Source organism: Citrobacter sp. wls706, from assembly GCF_005281305.1.
Taxonomy (GTDB): Bacteria; Pseudomonadota; Gammaproteobacteria; order Enterobacterales; family Enterobacteriaceae; genus Citrobacter; species Citrobacter werkmanii.
On record NZ_SZXG01000037.1, the window covers coordinates 237,927 to 257,925 of the forward strand.

The following is a 19,999-nucleotide window of genomic DNA, read 5'->3' on the forward strand; positions in this document are numbered from 1 at the left end:
TTATCGATCGATTCATGCCAATTACAGGCTGGAAACGTTCTCGGTCAGGTATTTTGCCACGCCGTCCGGAGACGCGTTCATACCTTCTTTCCCTTTTTCCCACTGCGCCGGGCAAACGTCGCCGTGCTCTTCGTGGAACTGCAGCGCGTCAACCATGCGCAGCATTTCGTCGATGTTACGACCCAGCGGCAGATCGTTAACCACCTGGTGACGAACAACGCCGTTAGCGTCGATCAGGAAAGAACCACGCAGAGCAACGCCCGCTTCCGGGTGCTCGATGCCGTAGGCTTTCTGGATTTCGCGTTTGATGTCAGCAACCATTGCGTATTTCACCGCACCGATGCCGCCTTTGTCGACAGGGGTGTTGCGCCATGCGTTGTGGACAAATTCAGAGTCGAAAGAAACGCCAACAACTTCAACGCCGCGCTTCTGGAATTCTTCGTAACGTTTGTCGAATGCGATCAGTTCAGACGGGCAAACGAAGGTGAAGTCCATCGGCCAGAAGAACAGAACGGTGGTTTTACCGTTGGTATGCTGTTTGAAGTTGAAGTTTTCAACGATCTCACCGCTACCCAGTACCGCAGCTGCTGTGAAATCCGGAGCCTGACGAGTTACCAGTACCATATAATTCTCCTGCAATGTTAAGGGTTTTTTGGAACGCAACGCGGGCCAGTATAGAGAGTGTTTGAGAATAAGACAAAGAGGCGCTGGCAATCAATGAGACAGGTTTTGTCTATCAATCTGTTGCTGGATGACCGCTACTGCTTATCCGGCGTGTTATGCGGGTTACCATCAAAGGGTTTTATGTCGCGCCTGTTCCATCATTTGCGGATAAAACTGCCAGAAACGCTCTTCTAACGCATCATAATGCGTATCCAGGTCATACCATGAGTCGCGCAGGGCATCGAGACGCGGACGGCGGCTGGCCATGCCGTTCAGGACGTTCTGGATAAAATCCATGTCACGATAGCGCTCAAGCCATTTTTCTGACCACATATAGTTGTTTAAGTTAATAAAGCGCGGCGGCGATTCCGGCAAAATCGTGGTCACCTGGGTGCGGGCATAGCGCACAAATTCCGCTAATGGGAAGTCTGGGGAGATTTCCGACCAGTTGCGCGACAGAAAGTGATCCCACATCACGTCCAGCGTAATTGGCGCGACGCGGCGCGTTTCGCTACGAAACCACTCTTTGGCTTCACGCACCTGCGGCAGGTTATCGGTCATCACGTCGATACGACGGTGCATGAAGATGCCTTCCACCACGTCAGGGGGAAAACTGGCTGCCGGGTTACCGCGAACAAAATCGGCCAGCAGATTGCCGGAAAGCGAGCTGTCGGCAAGATGAGCGAGATGCAAATGTGCAAGAAAATTCATAGTTAAACGTTTATCCAGAGGGGTAAAGGTTGCAGGGAGAACGCCCCGGCACTAGACTACCCGCCTCTTATTTTAGTCTGAGTCAGTGTCATGCGCGTTACCGATTTCACCTTTGAACTACCCGAATCCCTGATTGCCCACTATCCGCAAGCTGAGCGCAGTAGCTGCCGCTTGCTGTCTTTGGACGGGCCGACGGGCGCGCTGACGCACGGTACTTTCACCGATTTGCTCGATAAGCTCAACCCTGGCGATTTGCTGGTCTTTAACAATACCCGCGTTATTCCTGCGCGTCTGTTTGGCCGTAAAGCCAGCGGCGGCAAGATTGAAGTGCTGGTCGAACGCATGCTGGATGATAAACGTATTCTGGCGCATATTCGCGCCTCGAAAGCGCCGAAGCCGGGTGCCGAGCTGCTATTGGGCGACGATGAAAGTATCAAAGCGACGATGGTCGCCCGTCACGACGCGCTGTTTGAAGTGGCGTTTGACGACGAACGCAGCGTGCTTGATATCCTCAACGCCATCGGCCATATGCCGTTGCCGCCGTATATTGACCGCCCGGACGAAGACGCCGACCGCGAGCTGTACCAGACCGTGTATAGTGAAAAACCGGGTGCCGTCGCTGCGCCGACCGCGGGGCTGCACTTTGACGAGCCGCTGCTGGCGAAACTGCGCGATAAAGGCATTGAAATGGCGTTCGTTACGTTGCACGTCGGCGCGGGTACCTTCCAGCCGGTGCGCGTAGACACCATCGAAGACCACATTATGCACTCTGAATATGCGGAAGTGCCGCAGGATGTGGTTGACGCGGTGCTGGCGGCGAAAGCGCGTGGCAACCGCGTGATAGCCGTGGGCACAACGTCCGTTCGCTCACTGGAAAGCGCGGCGCAGGCTGCCAAAAACGATCTCATTGCGCCGTTCTTCGGCGATACGCAGATATTTATTTATCCAGGCTATAAATACCAGGTGATTGATGCCCTGGTCACCAACTTCCACCTGCCGGAATCGACGCTGATCATGCTGGTTTCTGCGTTTGCTGGTTATAAAAACACCATGCACGCCTATCATGAAGCGGTAAAAGCGGAATATCGCTTTTTTAGTTACGGAGATGCGATGTTTATCACGTACAATCCGCAGGCTATTTCTGAGCGTGTCGGGGAATAAATTTCCGGCATGAGTATTTAACGTCGGACTGTTTTTCTGACGCAGGAGTTAAGATGAAATTTGAACTGGACACCACAGACGGTCGCGCGCGTCGCGGCCGCCTGGTTTTTGATCGTGGCGTAGTGGAAACGCCTGCATTTATGCCGGTCGGTACTTACGGCACCGTAAAAGGCATGACGCCGGAAGAAGTTGAAGCCACCGGCGCGCAGATCATCCTCGGCAACACTTTCCACCTGTGGCTACGCCCGGGTCAGGAAATCATGAAGCTGCATGGCGATCTGCACGATTTCATGCAGTGGAAAGGGCCAATCCTTACCGATTCCGGCGGCTTCCAGGTTTTCAGTCTGGGCGATATCCGCAAGATTACCGAGCAGGGCGTGCATTTCCGCAACCCGATCAACGGCGATCCGATTTTTCTCGATCCTGAGAAGTCAATGGAGATTCAATACGATCTCGGTTCCGATATCGTGATGATCTTCGACGAATGTACACCGTACCCGGCCGACTGGGACTATGCTAAACGCTCAATGGAGATGTCTCTGCGTTGGGCGAAGCGCAGTCGCGACCGTTTTGACAGTCTCGGCAACAAAAATGCGCTTTTTGGCATCATTCAGGGCAGCGTTTACGAAGATTTACGTGATATCTCCGTCAAAGGTCTGGTAGATATCGGCTTTGATGGCTACGCTGTCGGCGGTTTGGCTGTCGGTGAGCCGAAGGAAGATATGCACCGCATTCTGGAGCATGTTTGCCCACAGATTCCGGCAGATAAACCGCGTTACCTGATGGGCGTCGGCAAACCAGAAGATCTGGTTGAAGGTGTGCGTCGTGGTATCGATATGTTTGACTGCGTGATGCCAACGCGAAATGCCCGTAATGGTCATTTGTTTGTGACTGACGGCGTGGTAAAAATTCGTAACGCGAAACATAAAAGCGACACCAGTCCGCTCGATGCTGAGTGTGATTGCTACACCTGTCGCAATTATTCGCGCGCTTACTTGCATCATCTCGACCGTTGCAACGAAATATTGGGCGCGCGTCTCAACACGATTCATAACCTTCGCTACTACCAGCGTTTGATGGCGGGTTTACGCAAGGCTATTGAAGAGGGTAAATTAGAGAGCTTCGTGACCGATTTTTACCAACGTCAGGGTCGACCAGTTCCACCTGTGAACGTTGATTAATTTTAATAATGAGGGAATTTGAATGAGCTTTTTTATTTCTGATGCGGTAGCGGCAACAGGTGCTCCGGCGCAGGGCAGCCCGATGTCTCTGATTCTGATGCTGGTGGTGTTTGGTCTGATTTTCTACTTCATGATCCTGCGCCCACAGCAAAAGCGTACCAAAGAACACAAGAACCTGATGAACTCCATTGCGAAAGGCGATGAAGTCCTGACCAACGGTGGTCTGGTGGGTCGCGTGACCAAAGTAGCAGAATCTGGCTACATCGCTATCGCGCTGAACGACACCACTGAAGTGGTTATTAAACGTGATTTCGTAGCTGCCGTTCTGCCGAAAGGCACCATGAAGGCGCTGTAATTTATTGTTTTCCCAAAGGGAACTGCCGTGTTAAACCGTTATCCTTTGTGGAAGTACATTATGCTGGTCGTCGTCATTGTCGTCGGCCTGCTTTACGCACTTCCCAACCTGTATGGTGAGGATCCGGCTGTTCAAATCACTGGCGTGCGCGGTGCCGCCGCCAGTGAGCAAACGCTGATCCAGGTCCAGAAAACGTTACAAGAAGATAAAATCACACCTAAGTCTGTGGCTCTGGAAGAGGGTGCTATTCTTGCGCGCTTCGACTCCACTGATACCCAACTGCGCGCACGTGAAGTACTGATGGGCGTGCTGGGCGATCAATACGTCGTGGCGCTTAACCTTGCTCCGGCAACACCGCGCTGGCTGGCAGCCATTCACGCAGAACCGATGAAACTCGGTCTTGACCTGCGTGGCGGCGTTCACTTCCTGATGGAAGTGGATATGGACACCGCGCTGAGTAAGTTGCAGGAACAAAATATCGATAGCCTGCGCAGCGATCTGCGTGAAAAAGGCATTCCTTATACTACCGTTCGTAAAGAAGATAACTACGGCCTGAGCATCACCTTCCGTGACAGCAGCGCCCGTGATGAAGCTATCTCTTATCTGAGCAAGCGTCACCAGGATCTGGTTATTTCCAGCCAGGGCAGTAATGCTCTGCGTGCGGTGATGACCGATGCGCGCCTGAGCGAAGCCCGTGAATATGCGGTACAGCAGAACATCAATATTCTGCGTAATCGTGTGAACCAGTTGGGTGTTGCTGAGCCGGTGGTACAACGTCAGGGCGCTGACCGTATTGTCGTCGAACTGCCGGGTATTCAGGATACCGCGCGTGCGAAAGAAATTTTGGGCGCAACCGCGACGCTGGAATTCCGTCTGGTAAATACCAACGTTGACCAGTCTGCTGCGGCGTCCGGGCGCGTGCCGGGTGATTCGGAAGTGAAACAGTCTCGTGAAGGCCAGCCGGTTGTGCTGTACAAACGCGTGATCCTGACCGGTGACCATATCACCGATTCCACTTCCAGCCAGGACGAATACAATCAGCCGCAGGTTAACATCTCGCTGGATAGCGCGGGTGGTAACATCATGTCCAACTTCACTAAGGACAACATCGGTAAGCCGATGGCGACCCTGTTCGTGGAGTACAAAGACAGCGGTAAGAAAGATGCTAACGGTCGCGCAGTGCTGGTGAAACAGGAAGAGGTGATTAACATCGCCAACATCCAGTCTCGCCTGGGCAACAGCTTCCGTATCACCGGTATCAACAACCCGAACGAAGCGCGTCAGCTTTCTCTGCTGTTACGTGCCGGTGCGCTAATCGCGCCGATTCAGATTGTTGAAGAACGTACCATCGGCCCAACCCTGGGTATGCAGAACATCAAACAGGGTCTGGAAGCCTGTCTGGCCGGTCTGGTGGTGTCTATCCTGTTCATGATCTTCTTCTATAAGAAGTTCGGTCTGATTGCGACCAGTGCGCTGATCGCTAACCTGGTGCTGATTGTCGGCATTATGTCGCTGTTGCCGGGAGCCACGCTGAGTATGCCGGGGATTGCGGGGATCGTCTTAACCCTTGCCGTCGCGGTCGATGCTAACGTACTGATCAACGAACGTATCAAAGAAGAGTTGAGTAACGGTCGTTCGGTGCAGCAGGCCATCAATGAAGGTTATGCCGGCGCATTTAGCTCCATCTTCGATGCGAACATTACGACGCTGATTAAGGTCATTATCCTGTACGCAGTCGGCACTGGGGCAATTAAAGGGTTCGCGATTACTACCGGTATTGGGGTAGCGACGTCGATGTTTACCGCAATTGTCGGTACACGTGCCATCGTAAACCTGTTGTATGGCGGCAAGCGCGTCAAAAAGCTGTCAATCTGAGGAGTGCGAAGTGGCACAGGAATATACTGTTGAACAATTGAACCACGGCCGTAAAGTCTGGGACTTTATGCGCTGGGACTACTGGGCTTTCGGCATTTCAGGTTTTCTGCTGATCGCGGCCATTGTGATTATGGGCGTGCGCGGCTTTAACTGGGGTCTCGATTTCACTGGTGGTACGGTCATTGAAATCACGCTGGAAAAACCAGCGGAAATGGACGTGATGCGCGATGCGCTGGAGAAAGCGGGCTTTGTTGATCCGCTTCTGCAGAATTTCGGCAGCAGCCACGACATTATGGTACGTATGCCGCCAACTGAAGGCGCAGACGGCGGTCAGGTGCTGGGCAGCAAAGTGTTGAGTGTGATTAACGAATCCACCAACCAAAACGCCGCGGTGAAGCGAATTGAATTCGTGGGGCCGAGCGTGGGTGCAGACCTGGCGCAAACCGGTGCAATGGCGCTGATGGCGGCGCTGATCTCAATCCTGGTGTACGTCGGTTTCCGCTTTGAGTGGAGACTGGCGGCAGGGGTAGTTATCGCGCTGGCGCATGACGTAATCATTACACTTGGGATCCTGTCGTTGTTCCATATCGAGATTGACCTGACTATCGTTGCATCGCTGATGTCGGTAATCGGTTACTCGCTGAACGACAGTATCGTCGTCTCTGACCGTATTCGTGAAAACTTCCGCAAAATTCGTCGCGGTACGCCTTACGAAATCTTTAACGTGTCATTGACTCAGACGCTGCACCGTACGTTGATTACCTCCGGTACGACGTTGATGGTTATTCTGATGCTGTTCCTGTTCGGTGGTCCGGTACTGGAAGGCTTCTCGCTGACCATGCTTATCGGTGTTTCCATCGGTACTGCGTCTTCTATCTACGTAGCATCGGCGCTGGCGCTGAAGCTGGGTATGAAGCGTGAGCACATGCTGCAGCAGAAGGTCGAGAAAGAAGGGGCGGATCAGCCGTCAATTCTGCCTTAACCCATTAAGAGTGAAGATAGTGGAATCCCGATCGCAAGGTCGGGATTTTTTTTGCCTGTGATTTAACGGTAGGCCATTATCTTTTTCTGTCGTCACACTACTGACAGTATGCTGTCAGTAGCCCTGTCTTATAGTCCTTCTGAGATTACCCACACAGGCAGGAGGAAGTATGAACAACGTAATTAACTGGTTTGAAATCCCCGTGCTACAAATGGATCGCGCCATCGCTTTTTATGAGCCAGTGATGCAGGTTTCTTTGCGTCGGGAGAATATGGACTGCGCTGAGTTGGCCGTATTCCCGCATAAGGATCCTGCTCCCGGCGGAGCGCTGGCTAAATTTGACGGTATTTCGCCTTCAGCGCAGGGCGCTATTATTTATCTGCATACGGACAATTTGGCTGCCACGCTTGAACGTGTTGCCACTGCTGGTGGTCAATGCGTGTTTGGCCCGCTCGAACTGGGGCAGGACATTGGTACGATTGCGCTATTTACTGACAGTGAAGGCAATCGTGTTGGTTTACATCAACCCGCGTAATATTTTCAGGACTGAGGATTAAAATGACCCGACGCGCCGACCGCTTGTTTCAGATCGTACAAATCCTGCGGGGCAGACGAGTGACAACGGCGGCGCTGCTGGCAGAACGTCTTGACGTTTCTGAACGGACGATTTATCGCGATATCCGCGATCTCTCTTTATCCGGCGTGCCCATTGAAGGCGAAGTGGGCAGCGGATACCGCTTAATGGCCGGGTTTGATCTGCCGCCGTTGATGTTAACGCATCGCGAATCAGAAGCATTGATGGTCGCGATTCGGTTGCTGAAAACATGGGGCGGGGATTCACTTTCACAGGCGCTGGAGTCGGCGCAGGAAAAAGTGCTGGCGATATTGCCGCCAGAGAGTCGCCGCAGGGCCGAGCAAACGCGGATTTTTGCGCCAGATTTTGGTAATCAGCCACATTCACGTAGTGCCTTCGATCTCATACATCGCGCGGTTTCGGCGCAACAGGTACTGGCGCTGCATTATCGCGACGAGTCCGGGAATCTCTCCTGGCGTGACGTTCGGCCACTGGGATTATTTTTCTGGGGCGAGCACTGGTTACTGGTTGCCTGGTGCGAGAAGCGTGACGATTATCGCTGCTTTCGCGTTGATCGCTGTCTGAATATCACACCGCTCGACAGGCATTTTCGTGAATCGGCAGATCGCTCGCTAAGTGACTTTTTACGTAAAGTACGCTGTGAAGACCAGCCGTAAAAAAGCCAGCGGTTAAGCTGGCTTGTCTGCGATAAATGTCGGGATTAGAAGTTGTAACCTACGACCAGGTAACCACCCCAACCGGTTGATTTCGCGCTGAAGTCGCCTTCGCCCCAGTTCAGGGTATCCCCACCTTTCCACTGGCCGCCGTTATGGAAATAACGCGCGACTACGGAGTAGTGCCAGTGATCGTAGTTCAGTGCCAGCACGTGGCTGGAAGCGATAGAGTTGCTGGTGCGGTTCGGATCATCACCCAAATCTGAGCCCCAGTCGAAGTTGGTGAAGCCGATGTAGGTCAACTGACCGCCCCAAACCTGGGTGATCGGCACAAAGTATTTCACTTTGAAACGGTAACCATCCCACTCGTTTTCGTTGGATGCGCCATAGTTCTGCCACTGGTATTTAGCATACACGTTCAGGGACAGACCCATCGGCAGACCGGTGTCGATATCGGTACCCAGACCCATATACCAGGTGCTCTGGCGGCTGGCTTTGTTGTCACCCATATCGTAGATGTAGTTGTTGGCGAAGTACCATTCTTTGAACGGTCCAAAGCTCAGGTCAGCACCGGTCAGCTTGTCGATGGAGAAACGTGGTTCGATTTCCATAAACAGCGGGGAACCGTCAGACCAGATACCTTTATCGTTGCCGTTACCCCAGTCAAAGGTTTTCGGAATATCGATGTAGCCATAGAAGTCGAACCAGTCTTTTTTGGCAAACGCTTCGTATTCCAGATACACGTCGTTGTTCAGTTTCGGGGAGAAACGGGTGTGGTAGCTGCCCACCACGTTGACGCTTTGGTGCCACCAGTCGGACAGATATTGCGGTTTGTCATTTTCTGCTGCGTTGGCAGTAAAAGACGAGGAGAGCGCCAGCACCGCACCGGCTGCAAGTAATGTTTTTTTCATATGTATGCCACTGTTTGAAATCCCTTTCGGGAGTGAAAAATGCGCAAATTGCGTTTCTAAATATTTCGTAATTCTTCGGAGCCTATTATAAAAATCATTGTTCACAAAAATATGTCTTGTTTCACAGTTCTATCATTTACGTAATCGATTGCGTTCACGTTTGCGTACTTTAGGCGGCGAATTGTACTGGCTCCCATGAATGTTGCCAAGTTTTAACAGAAATATTGGTTATGTCAGGGGAGTAACAAAATGGAGCGGAGTGATGTTGCGGAACGCACAAAACGTTCCGCAAAAAAGTTTATTGGCTAACAGGCTGGACGTCGTGGATGCGAACAAATCCCAACTGGTCGGGGGAGAGACCAGTTATCTGCAACGGAATGTCTACGTCGCTAGGGGCAAGAATACTTGCCGGGGCGTTGACCAGTTGGTTTTGAACGTTCACTTCCTGATAATTCTCCGTGGTGCCCTGAATTTGCCCGTACTCTACGGTGGCGCTAAAGGCGGGCAAGGGCGTATTGGACTCGCCCTGAATACGTAGCGTTAACCTTGTGCCATCGGCGTTCGGCGCAATATTCACCAAAGACATACGTAACGTGCCGATCTGGCTCTCCAGCCGGGCAGGGGTTTTGGAGCCCGGCAACAGATAGGCGCCACTGGTCGACTTGGCATTCAACATATTTTGTTGCGTAATTTTTACCGTTTCCTGATTAAGCTGCGTCATCTCTTTATTTAGCGTGCTTACGCTTTGATGCATCTGGCGTACTTCGCTTTGCTGCGCGCAGGCGCTAAGACTAAAGAGGCTTCCCACCAGGAGAATTCTTAGGTAACGTCTTGTCATTGTGATTACTTCCTTCATTGTCGCGATAGCATAATGGTAGTGTGCACAGAGCACGAAGGCATCGATCCTTTGTCTCAAAAGCGCTGCGCCTTTGTTGTCACGTCAGTTCAGGGTAAAATAGATTGCTGTTAACCACTGAGGTACAGGACGCCGTATGCATTGCCCATTCTGTTTCGCCGTAGACACTAAGGTAATTGACTCTCGTCTTGTAGGCGAGGGCTCCTCAGTACGCCGCCGTCGGCAGTGTCTGGTCTGTAACGAACGTTTCACCACTTTTGAAGTGGCTGAACTTGTCATGCCGCGCGTTGTGAAGAGCAACGATGTGCGTGAACCCTTTAATGAAGATAAGCTGCGCAGCGGCATGCTCAGAGCGCTGGAGAAACGTCCGGTCAGCTCAGATGACGTCGAAATGGCGTTAAACCATATCAAATCACAACTGCGAGCGACTGGCGAGCGTGAGGTGCCGAGTAAGATGATCGGCAACCTGGTAATGGAGCAACTGAAAAAGCTCGATAAAGTCGCTTACATCCGCTTTGCGTCGGTTTACCGCAGTTTTGAAGATATCAAAGAATTTGGCGAAGAGATTGCTCGCCTACAGGACTAAGCCATGCAGGATGAATTGTACATGGCGCGCGCGCTGAAGCTTGCTGCGCGCGGACGTTTCACTACTCACCCAAATCCCAACGTCGGCTGCGTGATTGTTAAGGATGGGGAGATCGTCGGCGAAGGATATCATCACCGCGCGGGTGAGCCGCATGCCGAAGTCCATGCCCTGCGCATGGCCGGAGAAAAAGCGCAAGGGGCAACCGCCTACGTGACGCTTGAGCCCTGCAGTCATCATGGGCGTACGCCGCCGTGCTGCGATGCGTTGATTGCGGCGGGCGTAGCGCGCGTGGTGGCCGCTATACAGGACCCGAATCCGCAGGTAGCAGGTCGTGGCCTCTATCGCTTGCAGCAGGCGGGCATTGACGTCAGCCACGGGTTGATGATGAGCGAGGTTGAGCAGCTTAATAAAGGCTTTCTCAAGCGCATGCGTACAGGTTTCCCATATCTGCAGCTTAAGCTTGGCGCATCGCTCGATGGTCGTACGGCGATGGCCAGCGGGGAAAGCCAGTGGATCACCTCGCCGCAGGCGCGCCGCGATGTGCAACGGCTGCGCGCGCAAAGCCATGCCATTTTAACCAGCAGCGCGACGGTACTGGCCGACGATCCTCAGCTTACCGTGCGCTGGTCGGAGCTTGGGGAGTCAACTCAGGCGAGTTACCCGCAGGAAAATCTGCGCCAGCCGATCCGCATTGTCCTTGATAGCCAGAATCAGGTCACGCCGGAGCACCGTATTGTGCAACAGCCGGGAGAAACCTGGATTATCCGAACGAAAGACGATACCCGCAGTTGGCCGGAGTCAGTTCGCAGTATTAAGGTACCGGAACATAACGGACATCTGGATTTGGTCGTGTTGATGATGCAACTGGGCAAACAGCAAATTAACAGTATTTGGGTGGAAGCTGGCCCAACGCTTGCGGGCGCGTTATTACAGGCCGGTTTGGTGGATGAGCTAATCGTGTATGTTGCGCCTAAACTGTTAGGCAGTGATGCGCGAGGATTATGTGTGCTGCCAGGGCTTGAGAAACTGGCCGACGCCCCCCATTTCAAATTCAACGAGATACGCCAGGTGGGCCCGGACGTTTGCCTGCATTTAACCACTGCGTGAGGCTTTCTGAATTAGAGGAAGCAGCGCCCAGAATATTATGATAAAATCCGCCCCCCTTACGGGGCCATAAATCGAACCCGAAGGAAGAATATGAACATTATTGAAGCTAACGTTGCTACTCCGGACGCTCGCGTCGCCATCACCATTGCGCGTTTCAACAACTTTATCAATGATAGCCTGCTGGAAGGTGCGATCGACGCCCTGAAACGTATTGGCCAGGTTAAAGATGAAAACATTACCGTCGTTTGGGTTCCAGGCGCATATGAGCTGCCGCTGGCGGCTGACGCACTGGCGAAAACCGGTAAATACGATGCTGTGATTGCGCTAGGTACGGTGATCCGTGGTGGTACCGCGCACTTCGAATATGTGGCTGGCGGTGCAAGCAATGGCCTGGCGCATGTCGCTCAGGACAGTGGCATTCCGGTAGCCTTCGGTGTTCTGACCACCGAAAGTATTGAACAAGCCATCGAACGTGCTGGCACGAAAGCCGGCAACAAAGGCGCAGAAGCTGCACTGACTGCGCTTGAAATGATTAATGTATTGAAAGCCATTAAGGCCTGATTTTTGTAAGGGGAAATCCGTGAAACCTGCTGCTCGTCGCCGCGCCCGTGAGTGTGCCGTCCAGGCGCTCTACTCCTGGCAGTTGTCCCAGAACGACATCGCTGATGTTGAATACCAGTTCCTGGCGGAACAGGACGTTAAAGATGTCGACGTTCTGTATTTCCGTGAACTGCTGTCCGGGGTGGCGACTAACAGCGCGTACCTGGATGGATTAATGAAGCCTTACCTGTCTCGTCTGCTGGAAGAGTTGGGTCAGGTTGAAAAAGCCGTACTGCGTATTGCGCTGTTTGAACTGTCTAAGCGTAGCGATGTGCCGTACAAAGTGGCCATCAACGAAGCGATTGAACTGGCGAAAACCTTCGGTGCCGAAGACAGCCATAAATTCGTTAACGGCGTACTGGATAAAGCAGCACCTGTGATTCGCCCCAACAAAAAGTAATCCCGAGGCCGGCGGAGAGTGGAACGTGTTTCCGCTGTCCCCGGCTTTTTCTTTTTTTCTGCTGAGGCATAACGTATGGCATGCGGCGAATTTTCCCTGATTGCCCGTTATTTTGATCGCGTAAGAACGTCTCGTCTTGATGTCGAAACCGGTATTGGCGACGATTGCGCACTCCTGAACATCCCTGAAAAACAGACATTGGCGATCAGTACCGATACGCTGGTGGCAGGCAATCACTTCCTCCCCGACATTGATCCTACCGATCTGGCCTGGAAAGCCCTGGCGGTGAATTTGAGCGATCTGGCGGCGATGGGTGCCGATCCTGCGTGGTTGACGCTGGCACTGACGTTACCTGACGTTGATGAAGCCTGGCTTGAAGCTTTCAGCGATGGCCTGTTTGAACTCCTTAATTACTACGATATGCAGCTGATTGGCGGTGATACCACGCGTGGACCGCTGTCGATGACGTTGGGTATTCATGGCTACGTTCCCGTTGGGCGTGCTTTAAAACGTTCCGGGGCAAAACCGGGAGACTGGATTTATGTGACCGGCACGCCGGGCGATAGTGCGGCGGGGCTGGCGATTTTGCAGGACCGCTTGCAGGTGACTGATCCAAAAGACGCGGAGTATCTGCTGCAACGCCACCTGCGCCCAACCCCGCGTATTTTACAGGGGCAAGCCCTGCGCGATCTGGCCAGTGCGGCTATCGATCTCTCCGACGGCCTGATTTCCGATCTGGGGCATATCGTCAATGCCAGCGGCTGCGGCGCACGGGTTAACGTCGACGCGCTGCCTTATTCCACGGCATTCGCCCAACACGTTGAGCCGGAACAGGCGTTGCGCTGGGCGCTCTCGGGGGGGGAAGATTATGAGTTATGCTTTACCGTACCGGAAATCAACCGTGGCGCGCTGGACGTCGCGCTGGCACATCTCGGGACCTCGTTTAGCTGCATCGGTCAGATGAGTGCGGATGTAGAAGGCGTTCACTTTACGCGCGATGGAAAACCCGTCACGTTCGACTGGAAAGGATATGACCATTTTGCCGCGCCTTAAAAAAGATGTCGCCAAAAGCCGCCTGAGTATGCGTAATCCGTGGCACCTGTTGGCCACCGGTTTTGGTAGCGGGCTGAGTCCAATTATTCCTGGCACCATGGGATCGCTGGCGGCGATCCCTTTTTGGTATTTAATGACATTTCTGCCATGGCAGCTGTATTCGCTGGTGGTCATGCTATCTATCTGTATCGGCGTTTATCTGTGTCATCAAACGGCGAAAGACATGGGCGTGCACGATCACGGCAGCATTGTCTGGGACGAATTTGTCGGCATGTGGATAACTCTGATGGCGCTACCGACCCTCGACTGGCAATGGGTTGCCGCCGGATTTGTGATTTTCCGTATTCTGGATATGTGGAAACCGTGGCCAATTCGTTGGTTCGATCGCAATGTGCATGGCGGGACGGGGATCATGATCGACGATATTGTCGCCGGGATACTCTCTGCCGGAATTTTGTATTTTATCGGCCATCACTGGCCGATAGGTATCATTTAACGGGTTTGCCGGATGGCGGCGTAAACGCCTTATCCGGCTTACAATCTACAATCGCGCTTATTTAAATCCCACCACCGGATGCTGTTTGTACGGTGTTTCCAGCTCGGCAATTTGCTCCGGCTTCAGCGTTAAATCCACCGCATTGAGCAATTCATCCAATTGCTCCTCGCGCGATGTGCCAATAATGGGCGCAGCCACACCTGGTTTGCTCAGCAGCCATGCCAGCGCGACCTGCGCCCGCGTAACGCCCAGTTCCTCACTGATGCCAGCCAGCCGCGCGGCAATTTGCGCGTCGTTTTCATCGCTCTCGTTATATAAATTTTTACCGACTTCATCGGAAACCAGACGTGCGGTCGTTTCTCCCCACGGGCGGGTCAGGCGACCACGCGCCAGCGGACTCCACGGGATCACCGCGACACCTTCCTGATAGCAGAGCGGCAGCATTTCGCGTTCTTCTTCGCGGTAGATCAGGTTGTAGTGATCCTGCATGCTGACGAACTGCGCCCAGCCGTGTTGCTTCTGTAAGGCCAGCGCCTGAGCAAACTGCGAAGCGTGCATCGACGAGGCACCGATATAGCGAGCTTTACCGGCTTTTACTACGTCGTTGAGGGCTTCCAGCGTTTCCTCGATTGGCGTGTTGTAATCCCAGCGGTGAATTTGCAGGATGTCCACATAGTCCATGCCCAGGCGTCTGAGGCTGTCGTCGATTGAGCGCAGGATTTGTGCGCGGGATAATCCTTCCGCTAAATCATCCACCTGGTGAAAAACCTTGGTCGCGACCACGACATCTTCGCGGCGGGCAAAATCACGCAGCGCACGGCCGACAATCTCTTCGCTGCTGCCAGCGGAGTAGCTGTTGGCGGTATCGAAAAAGTTAATGCCGCCTTCAAGGGCGTGTTTGATTATCGGGCGGCTGCTCTCTTCAGGCAGCGTCCAGGCGTGATTACCGCGATTGGGTTCGCCAAACGTCATGCAGCCCAGGCAAAGGCGGGAGACCCGGAGGTCGGTTTTTCCTAAAGTGTTGTATTGCATTCATTCGCTCCTGCTTAGCGTGTTATTCATTAAGCATAGCAGGAGCGGGGAGGGGATTATGCCAGCCAGGCCTTGATTTTAGCCTCAATGCCAGCGGCATCAAGACCCAGATCGGCGCGAGCCTCATCCTGAGTGCCTTGCGGGATGAAGAAGTCAGGCAGGCCAATGTTCAGCACCGGAACGGGCTTGCGATGGGCCATCAGCACTTCGTTTACGCCACTGCCTGCGCCGCCCATAATGGCGTTCTCTTCAATGGTAACCAGCACCTCGTGTTGGGCCGCCATTTCGAGGATCAACGTCTCATCCAGCGGTTTCACAAAGCGCATGTCGACCAGCGTGGCGTTCAGCGACTCTGCGACCTGAGCAGCTTCCGGCATCAGGGTGCCAAAGTTAAGAAGGGCCACTTTTTCCCCGTGACGTTTCACGATGCCTTTACCGATTGGCAGGTTTTCCAGCGGCGTCAGCTCGACGCCCACCGCATTACCGCGTGGATAGCGCACGACCGATGGCCCGTTGTTATAGTGATAGCCGGTAAACAACATCTGGCGGCATTCGTTCTCATCGCTCGGGGTCATGATGACCATTTCCGGGATGCAGCGCAGGAAGGAGAGATCGAACGCTCCCTGGTGGGTTTGCCCATCAGCGCCAACAATACCAGCCCGGTCAACGGCGAACAGTACCGGCAGTTTCTGGATGGCCACATCATGCAGCACCTGATCGTAGGCGCGTTGCAGGAAGGTAGAGTAAATAGCCACGACCGGCTTGTAGCCGCCAATCGCCAGACCTGCTGCAAAGGTCACTGCGTGCTGCTCGGCAATCGCCACATCGAAGTAGCGGTCCGGGAACTTACGTGAGAATTCCACCATACCGGAGCCTTCGCGCATCGCCGGGGTGATCGCCATCAGCTTATTGTCTTTCGCTGCGGTCTCACACAACCAGTCCCCGAAGATTTTTGAATAGCTTGGCAGGCCGCCGCTGCTTTTCGGCAGACAGCCGCTGGATGGATCGAATTTGGGTACGGCATGGAATGTGATCGGGTCTTTTTCCGCTGGCTCATAGCCACGACCTTTTTTGGTCATGATGTGCAGGAACTGTGGACCTTTAAGATCGCGCATGTTCTTCAGCGTGGTGATGAGTCCCAGCACGTCGTGCCCGTCCACCGGGCCGATATAGTTAAAGCCCAGCTCTTCAAACAGCGTGCCCGGCACCACCATGCCTTTAATGTGTTCTTCGGTACGTTTGAGCAGTTCTTTAATCGGTGGTACGCCGGAGAAGACTTTCTTCCCGCCTTCGCGCAGCGAGGAGTAGAGTTTGCCAGAGAGCAGTTGCGCCAGGTGATTGTTCAGCGCGCCGACGTTCTCTGAAATCGACATTTCGTTGTCGTTGAGGATAACCAGCATATCGGGCTTAATATCACCCGCATGGTTCATCGCTTCAAACGCCATCCCGGCGGTGATAGCGCCGTCGCCAATCACACAAACGGTACGACGATCTTTGCCTTCTTTCTCGGCGGCAACCGCAATACCAATGCCAGCGCTAATAGACGTTGAAGAGTGCCCAACGCTCAGTACGTCATACTCGCTCTCACCGCGCCACGGGAACGGATGTAAACCGCCTTTCTGACGAATGGTGCCGATTTTATCGCGGCGTCCGGTCAGAATTTTGTGCGGATAAGCCTGATGTCCCACATCCCAGATTAACTGGTCAAACGGGGTGTTATAGACGTAATGCAGCGCGACGGTAAGTTCCACCGTGCCCAGACCAGAGGCGAAGTGCCCGCTGGAACGGCTCACGCTGTCGAGCAAATAGCGGCGCAGTTCGTCGCAAAGCTTTGGCAGGCTCTCTTTTGGCAGTAGGCGTAACTCCTGGGTGGAGTCGACCAGCGCCAGGGTCGGGTATTTGGCTATATCAAAACTCATCGCAAGCTCATGGGATATGTTGGTTTATTTATCACGCTGGATTATGTAGTCCGCTAGCGCTTCCAGTGCCGAGGTATCGAGTGACTGCGCGGCCAGCAAATTTAGCGACTGGCGGGCATCCTCGATTAAATCCCGGGCTTTATTCCGGGCTTGCTCAAGACCCAGAAGTGCAGGATAGGTACTTTTGCCAAGCTGCTGGTCAGCACCCTGACGTTTACCCAATGTTGCAGTATCGCCTACCACATCCAGTATGTCATCCTGAACCTGGAAGGCCAGACCGATGCTTTCTGCGTATTTGTCGAGAATTGGCAGGCATTCTCGCCCTTTATCGCCTGCGCTTAATGCCCCCAGACGCACGGCGGCGCGAATCAACGCCCCGGTTTTATGGCGGTGAATACGCTCCAGCGCATCCAGTGCAACCTGCTGACCTTCCGCTTCCAGATCCAGCGCCTGGCCCCCGCACATACCGGCGATACCGCTGGCCTGGGCCAGTTCAGAGATCATCGCGATGCGGTCACGGTCAGATACTTCCGGCATCGGGGCGTCGCTGATAATAGAAAACGCCAGCGTTTGCAGCGCATCTCCGGCCAGAATCGCGTTTGCCTCGCCAAATTTTACGTGGCAGGTTGGCAGACCGCGGCGCAGGTCATCGTCGTCCATCGCGGGTAAATCATCATGCATCAGCGAATAGGCATGGATGCACTCGACGGCGGCAGCGGGAGCATCAAGCGTACTCAGGCTGACGCCAAACATCTGACCGGTCGCATACACCAGGAATGGGCGCAGACGTTTACCGCCTAATAATGCGCCATATTGCATGGTTTCGACCACGGGAGTGTTCTGAAAGGGCAGTGGCGCGATAAAACGGCTCAGTGCCTGGTTGGCCTGCTCAACGCAAGCCTGTAGCTGCTGCGTAAAATCCATTTACTCATTATCCGGTGTAAAAGGCGTAAGGGCGGCGTCTTCGGTATCTGACAGCAGGATTTGTACGCGCTGTTCAGCCTGTTGCAATTTGACTTGTCCCTGACGCGCCAGCTGTACGCCACGTTCGAATTCGTTCAGCGCTTCTTCCAGCGGCAGGTCGCCGCTTTCCAGGCGGGTAACAATCTGTTCCAGCTCGCTCAGCGCTGTTTCAAAACTGGCTGGCGCTTCATTTTTCTTCGGCATAATGAATGTCTGACTCTCTGTATTGGCAGCACAAGACTATGGTAACGGACTCGCACTGATAAGCAAATAACGCGCAATGGTAAGGCGATGTGCACAGGATGACCATGATAGTGGTATACTTGCGCGCCTGGATGCAGCCGCAGGGTATGGGCTGCTGTATTTTTTTCCATTACAAGTCATTCAGACTTGCCAAAGAACCATTGCCGCCATGAAGTTTATCATTAAATTGTTCCCAGAAATCACCATCAAAAGCCAATCTGTGCGTTTGCGCTTTATAAAAATTCTGACAGGGAACATTCGTAACGTTTTAAAGCACTACGATGAAGACCTTGCCGTTGTCCGTCACTGGGATCACGTTGAGGTTCGCGCTAAAGATGAAAGCCAGCGCCTGGATATTCGCGACGCGCTGACCCGTATTCCGGGTATCCACCATATTCTCGAAGTTGAAGACGTGCCGTTTACCGACATGCACGATATTTTCGAGAAAGCGCTGGTGCAGTATCGCGATCAACTGGAAGGTAAAACCTTCTGCGTACGCGTTAAGCGTCGCGGTAAGCATGAGTTTAGCTCCATTGAGGTGGAACGTTATGTTGGCGGCGGGTTGAACCAGCATATTGAATCCGCGCGCGTGAAGCTGACGAAACCGGATGTTACGGTAAATCTTGAAATCGAAAATGATCGTCTGCTGCTGGTTAAAGGCCGCTATGAAGGTATTGGCGGTTTCCCGATTGGTACGCAGGAAGACGTCCTGTCGCTGATCTCCGGTGGTTTCGACTCCGGGGTGTCCAGCTACATGCTGATGCGTCGCGGCTGCCGCGTACACTATTGCTTCTTTAACCTCGGCGGCGCCGCGCATGAAATCGGCGTTCGTCAGGTGGCGCATTATCTGTGGAACCGCTACGGTAGCTCGCATCGCGTGCGTTTTGTCGCGATCAACTTTGAGCCGGTGGTGGGTGAGATCCTGGAGAAAGTCGACGACGGCCAGATGGGCGTGGTCCTCAAGCGTATGATGGTACGCGCGGCGTCGAAAGTCGCTGAGCGCTACGGCGTACAGGCACTGGTAACCGGTGAAGCGTTGGGCCAGGTATCCAGCCAGACGCTGACCAACCTGCGCCTGATTGATAACGTTTCGGATACCCTGATCCTGCGCCCGCTTATCTCTCATGATAAAGAGCACATCATCAACCTGGCGCGTGAAATTGGTACCGAGGACTTTGCGCGTACCATGCCGGAATACTGCGGCGTAATTTCAAAAAGCCCAACGGTGAAGGCGATTAAAGCGAAGATTGAGGCCGAAGAAGAAAACTTCGATTTCTCTATCCTCGATAAAGTGGTCGAAGAAGCGAACAATATTGATATTCGCGATATCGCCCAGCAGACTCAGCAGACCGTGGTGGAAGTGGAAACCGTGAGTGGTTTCGGCTCAAACGACGTGATTCTGGATATCCGTTCTGTGGATGAACAGGATGACAAACCGCTGAAGGTGGAAGGTGTGGACGTGGTTTCACTGCCGTTCTACAAGCTGAGCACCAAATTCGGCGATTTAGACCAGAGTAAAACCTGGCTGCTGTGGTGTGAACGCGGGGTGATGAGCCGCCTGCAGGCGCTGTATCTGCGCGAGCAGGGCTTTGAAAACGTGAAGGTGTATCGCCCGTAGTTCCTTTGCCGGATGGCGCTGCCGCTTATCCGGCCTACA

The 19,999-nt window shown here is 53.5% G+C and carries 22 protein-coding genes; 14 read left to right on the forward strand and 8 right to left on the reverse strand.

Features of this window, described 5'->3' with window-relative positions; all coding sequences use genetic code 11:
* Positions 1 to 21: 21 nt before the first annotated feature.
* Both FDW92_RS17685 and acpH read right to left on the reverse strand, forming a co-directional pair.
* Positions 22 to 624, reverse strand: coding sequence for a peroxiredoxin (locus tag FDW92_RS17685; RefSeq protein ID WP_003021524.1), 603 nt, complete (start codon positions 622 to 624; stop codon positions 22 to 24).
* Positions 625 to 792: 168 nt separating this feature from the next.
* A complete protein-coding gene (gene acpH, locus FDW92_RS17690) occupies positions 793 to 1,374 on the reverse strand; it encodes an ACP phosphodiesterase (RefSeq protein ID WP_042310128.1) in 582 nt (193 codons plus the stop codon).
* 90 nt (positions 1,375 to 1,464) lie between these two features.
* On the opposite strand from acpH, the gene queA reads away from it, so the two are divergent.
* From queA to FDW92_RS17725, 7 genes are all read left to right on the forward strand, one after another.
* The gene (gene queA / locus FDW92_RS17695) at positions 1,465 to 2,535 is read left to right on the forward strand and encodes a tRNA preQ1(34) S-adenosylmethionine ribosyltransferase-isomerase QueA (protein ID WP_038638182.1); all 1,071 of its coding nucleotides are present in this window, start codon (positions 1,465 to 1,467) and stop codon (positions 2,533 to 2,535) included.
* 53 nt (positions 2,536 to 2,588) lie between these two features.
* Positions 2,589 to 3,716 (forward strand): tRNA guanosine(34) transglycosylase Tgt, encoded by a 1,128-nt coding sequence (tgt, locus tag FDW92_RS17700; RefSeq protein ID WP_003021535.1) that lies wholly within the window; start codon positions 2,589 to 2,591, stop codon positions 3,714 to 3,716.
* A gap of 22 nt (positions 3,717 to 3,738) precedes the next feature.
* Positions 3,739 to 4,071: a preprotein translocase subunit YajC gene (gene yajC / locus FDW92_RS17705; protein WP_003021544.1), complete on the forward strand. Its 333-nt coding sequence runs from the start codon at positions 3,739 to 3,741 to the stop codon at positions 4,069 to 4,071.
* Positions 4,072 to 4,098: 27 nt separating this feature from the next.
* Positions 4,099 to 5,946 (forward strand): protein translocase subunit SecD, encoded by a 1,848-nt coding sequence (gene secD, locus FDW92_RS17710; RefSeq protein ID WP_071888113.1) that lies wholly within the window; start codon positions 4,099 to 4,101, stop codon positions 5,944 to 5,946.
* Positions 5,947 to 5,956: 10 nt separating this feature from the next.
* The gene (gene secF / locus FDW92_RS17715; protein ID WP_038638190.1) at positions 5,957 to 6,928 is read left to right on the forward strand and encodes a protein translocase subunit SecF; all 972 of its coding nucleotides are present in this window, start codon (positions 5,957 to 5,959) and stop codon (positions 6,926 to 6,928) included.
* Between the two features lie 169 nt (positions 6,929 to 7,097).
* Positions 7,098 to 7,463 carry a VOC family protein gene (locus tag FDW92_RS17720; protein ID WP_042310126.1) on the forward strand — a complete coding sequence of 122 codons (366 nt, stop codon included), beginning with the start codon at positions 7,098 to 7,100 and terminating at the stop codon, positions 7,461 to 7,463.
* A gap of 23 nt (positions 7,464 to 7,486) precedes the next feature.
* Positions 7,487 to 8,179, forward strand: a complete 693-nt coding sequence (locus tag FDW92_RS17725) for a YafY family protein (RefSeq protein WP_042310124.1) — start codon at positions 7,487 to 7,489, stop codon at positions 8,177 to 8,179.
* A 44-nt stretch (positions 8,180 to 8,223) separates the two neighbouring features.
* Here the strand turns inward: FDW92_RS17725 and FDW92_RS17730 are convergent, their stop codons facing one another.
* On the reverse strand, positions 8,224 to 9,087 hold the full coding sequence (locus tag FDW92_RS17730) for a nucleoside-specific channel-forming protein Tsx (RefSeq protein WP_003021561.1): 864 nt from the start codon (positions 9,085 to 9,087) through the stop codon (positions 8,224 to 8,226).
* Positions 9,088 to 9,385: 298 nt separating this feature from the next.
* On the reverse strand, positions 9,386 to 9,925 hold the full coding sequence (locus FDW92_RS17735; RefSeq protein ID WP_042310122.1) for a DUF3251 domain-containing protein: 540 nt from the start codon (positions 9,923 to 9,925) through the stop codon (positions 9,386 to 9,388).
* Between the two features lie 154 nt (positions 9,926 to 10,079).
* Between FDW92_RS17735 and nrdR the strand changes: the two genes are divergently transcribed.
* The 6 genes from nrdR (at position 10,080) to pgpA (ending at position 14,185) form a co-directional block, all read left to right on the forward strand.
* Complete coding sequence (gene nrdR, locus FDW92_RS17740) at positions 10,080 to 10,529, forward strand: transcriptional regulator NrdR (RefSeq protein WP_016152032.1); 450 nt, start codon at positions 10,080 to 10,082, stop codon at positions 10,527 to 10,529.
* A gap of 3 nt (positions 10,530 to 10,532) precedes the next feature.
* Entirely contained in the window at positions 10,533 to 11,636 is a 1,104-nt protein-coding gene (gene ribD, locus FDW92_RS17745) for a bifunctional diaminohydroxyphosphoribosylaminopyrimidine deaminase/5-amino-6-(5-phosphoribosylamino)uracil reductase RibD (RefSeq protein WP_042310120.1), read from the forward strand.
* A gap of 90 nt (positions 11,637 to 11,726) precedes the next feature.
* Positions 11,727 to 12,197 carry a 6,7-dimethyl-8-ribityllumazine synthase gene (ribE, locus tag FDW92_RS17750; protein WP_003021575.1) on the forward strand — a complete coding sequence of 157 codons (471 nt, stop codon included), beginning with the start codon at positions 11,727 to 11,729 and terminating at the stop codon, positions 12,195 to 12,197.
* Between the two features lie 19 nt (positions 12,198 to 12,216).
* A complete protein-coding gene (gene nusB, locus FDW92_RS17755) occupies positions 12,217 to 12,636 on the forward strand; it encodes a transcription antitermination factor NusB (RefSeq protein WP_000801129.1) in 420 nt (139 codons plus the stop codon).
* Between the two features lie 75 nt (positions 12,637 to 12,711).
* Complete coding sequence (gene thiL, locus FDW92_RS17760) at positions 12,712 to 13,689, forward strand: thiamine-phosphate kinase (protein ID WP_042310118.1); 978 nt, start codon at positions 12,712 to 12,714, stop codon at positions 13,687 to 13,689.
* Complete coding sequence (gene pgpA / locus FDW92_RS17765) at positions 13,667 to 14,185, forward strand: phosphatidylglycerophosphatase A (protein ID WP_042310116.1); 519 nt, start codon at positions 13,667 to 13,669, stop codon at positions 14,183 to 14,185. Before thiL ends, pgpA begins: the two co-directional genes overlap by 23 nt.
* Before the next feature lie 57 nt (positions 14,186 to 14,242).
* Here pgpA and yajO read toward each other — a convergent pair whose 3' ends face one another.
* From yajO to xseB, 4 genes are read right to left on the reverse strand one after another with little or no spacing between them, the layout of a single operon-like run.
* Positions 14,243 to 15,217, reverse strand: a complete 975-nt coding sequence (gene yajO / locus FDW92_RS17770; RefSeq protein ID WP_042310115.1) for a 1-deoxyxylulose-5-phosphate synthase YajO — start codon at positions 15,215 to 15,217, stop codon at positions 14,243 to 14,245.
* 56 nt (positions 15,218 to 15,273) lie between these two features.
* Positions 15,274 to 17,136, reverse strand: coding sequence for a 1-deoxy-D-xylulose-5-phosphate synthase (gene dxs, locus FDW92_RS17775; RefSeq protein ID WP_042310113.1), 1,863 nt, complete (start codon positions 17,134 to 17,136; stop codon positions 15,274 to 15,276).
* A 24-nt stretch (positions 17,137 to 17,160) separates the two neighbouring features.
* On the reverse strand, positions 17,161 to 18,060 hold the full coding sequence (gene ispA / locus FDW92_RS17780; protein ID WP_042310111.1) for a (2E,6E)-farnesyl diphosphate synthase: 900 nt from the start codon (positions 18,058 to 18,060) through the stop codon (positions 17,161 to 17,163).
* Positions 18,061 to 18,303 carry an exodeoxyribonuclease VII small subunit gene (xseB, locus tag FDW92_RS17785; protein WP_038638224.1) on the reverse strand — a complete coding sequence of 81 codons (243 nt, stop codon included), beginning with the start codon at positions 18,301 to 18,303 and terminating at the stop codon, positions 18,061 to 18,063. It abuts the gene before it with no gap.
* Between the two features lie 208 nt (positions 18,304 to 18,511).
* On the opposite strand from xseB, the gene thiI reads away from it, so the two are divergent.
* Positions 18,512 to 19,960 carry a tRNA uracil 4-sulfurtransferase ThiI gene (thiI, locus tag FDW92_RS17790; RefSeq protein ID WP_038638226.1) on the forward strand — a complete coding sequence of 483 codons (1,449 nt, stop codon included), beginning with the start codon at positions 18,512 to 18,514 and terminating at the stop codon, positions 19,958 to 19,960.
* Positions 19,961 to 19,999: the final 39 nt, after the last annotated feature.

Excerpts from the sequence above, each read along its gene's own strand:
- FDW92_RS17685 (WP_003021524.1), bottom strand. The coding sequence starts at position 624 with ATGGTACTGGTAACTCGTCAGGCTCCGGATTTCACAGCAGCTGCGGTA.
- acpH (WP_042310128.1), bottom strand. The coding sequence starts at position 1,374 with ATGAATTTTCTTGCACATTTGCATCTCGCTCATCTTGCCGACAGCTCG.
- queA (WP_038638182.1), top strand. The coding sequence starts at position 1,465 with ATGCGCGTTACCGATTTCACCTTTGAACTACCCGAATCCCTGATTGCC.
- FDW92_RS17730 (WP_003021561.1), bottom strand. The coding sequence starts at position 9,087 with ATGAAAAAAACATTACTTGCAGCCGGTGCGGTGCTGGCGCTCTCCTCG.
- ispA (WP_042310111.1), bottom strand. The coding sequence starts at position 18,060 with ATGGATTTTACGCAGCAGCTACAGGCTTGCGTTGAGCAGGCCAACCAG.
- yajC (WP_003021544.1), top strand. The coding sequence starts at position 3,739 with ATGAGCTTTTTTATTTCTGATGCGGTAGCGGCAACAGGTGCTCCGGCG.
- tgt (WP_003021535.1), top strand. The coding sequence starts at position 2,589 with ATGAAATTTGAACTGGACACCACAGACGGTCGCGCGCGTCGCGGCCGC.
- thiL (WP_042310118.1), top strand. The coding sequence starts at position 12,712 with ATGGCATGCGGCGAATTTTCCCTGATTGCCCGTTATTTTGATCGCGTA.
- FDW92_RS17725 (WP_042310124.1), top strand. The coding sequence starts at position 7,487 with ATGACCCGACGCGCCGACCGCTTGTTTCAGATCGTACAAATCCTGCGG.
- ribE (WP_003021575.1), top strand. The coding sequence starts at position 11,727 with ATGAACATTATTGAAGCTAACGTTGCTACTCCGGACGCTCGCGTCGCC.
- xseB (WP_038638224.1), bottom strand. The coding sequence starts at position 18,303 with ATGCCGAAGAAAAATGAAGCGCCAGCCAGTTTTGAAACAGCGCTGAGC.
- yajO (WP_042310115.1), bottom strand. The coding sequence starts at position 15,217 with ATGCAATACAACACTTTAGGAAAAACCGACCTCCGGGTCTCCCGCCTT.
- pgpA (WP_042310116.1), top strand. The coding sequence starts at position 13,667 with ATGACCATTTTGCCGCGCCTTAAAAAAGATGTCGCCAAAAGCCGCCTG.
- FDW92_RS17735 (WP_042310122.1), bottom strand. The coding sequence starts at position 9,925 with ATGACAAGACGTTACCTAAGAATTCTCCTGGTGGGAAGCCTCTTTAGT.
- thiI (WP_038638226.1), top strand. The coding sequence starts at position 18,512 with ATGAAGTTTATCATTAAATTGTTCCCAGAAATCACCATCAAAAGCCAA.
- nrdR (WP_016152032.1), top strand. The coding sequence starts at position 10,080 with ATGCATTGCCCATTCTGTTTCGCCGTAGACACTAAGGTAATTGACTCT.
- FDW92_RS17720 (WP_042310126.1), top strand. The coding sequence starts at position 7,098 with ATGAACAACGTAATTAACTGGTTTGAAATCCCCGTGCTACAAATGGAT.
- ribD (WP_042310120.1), top strand. The coding sequence starts at position 10,533 with ATGCAGGATGAATTGTACATGGCGCGCGCGCTGAAGCTTGCTGCGCGC.
- dxs (WP_042310113.1), bottom strand. The coding sequence starts at position 17,136 with ATGAGTTTTGATATAGCCAAATACCCGACCCTGGCGCTGGTCGACTCC.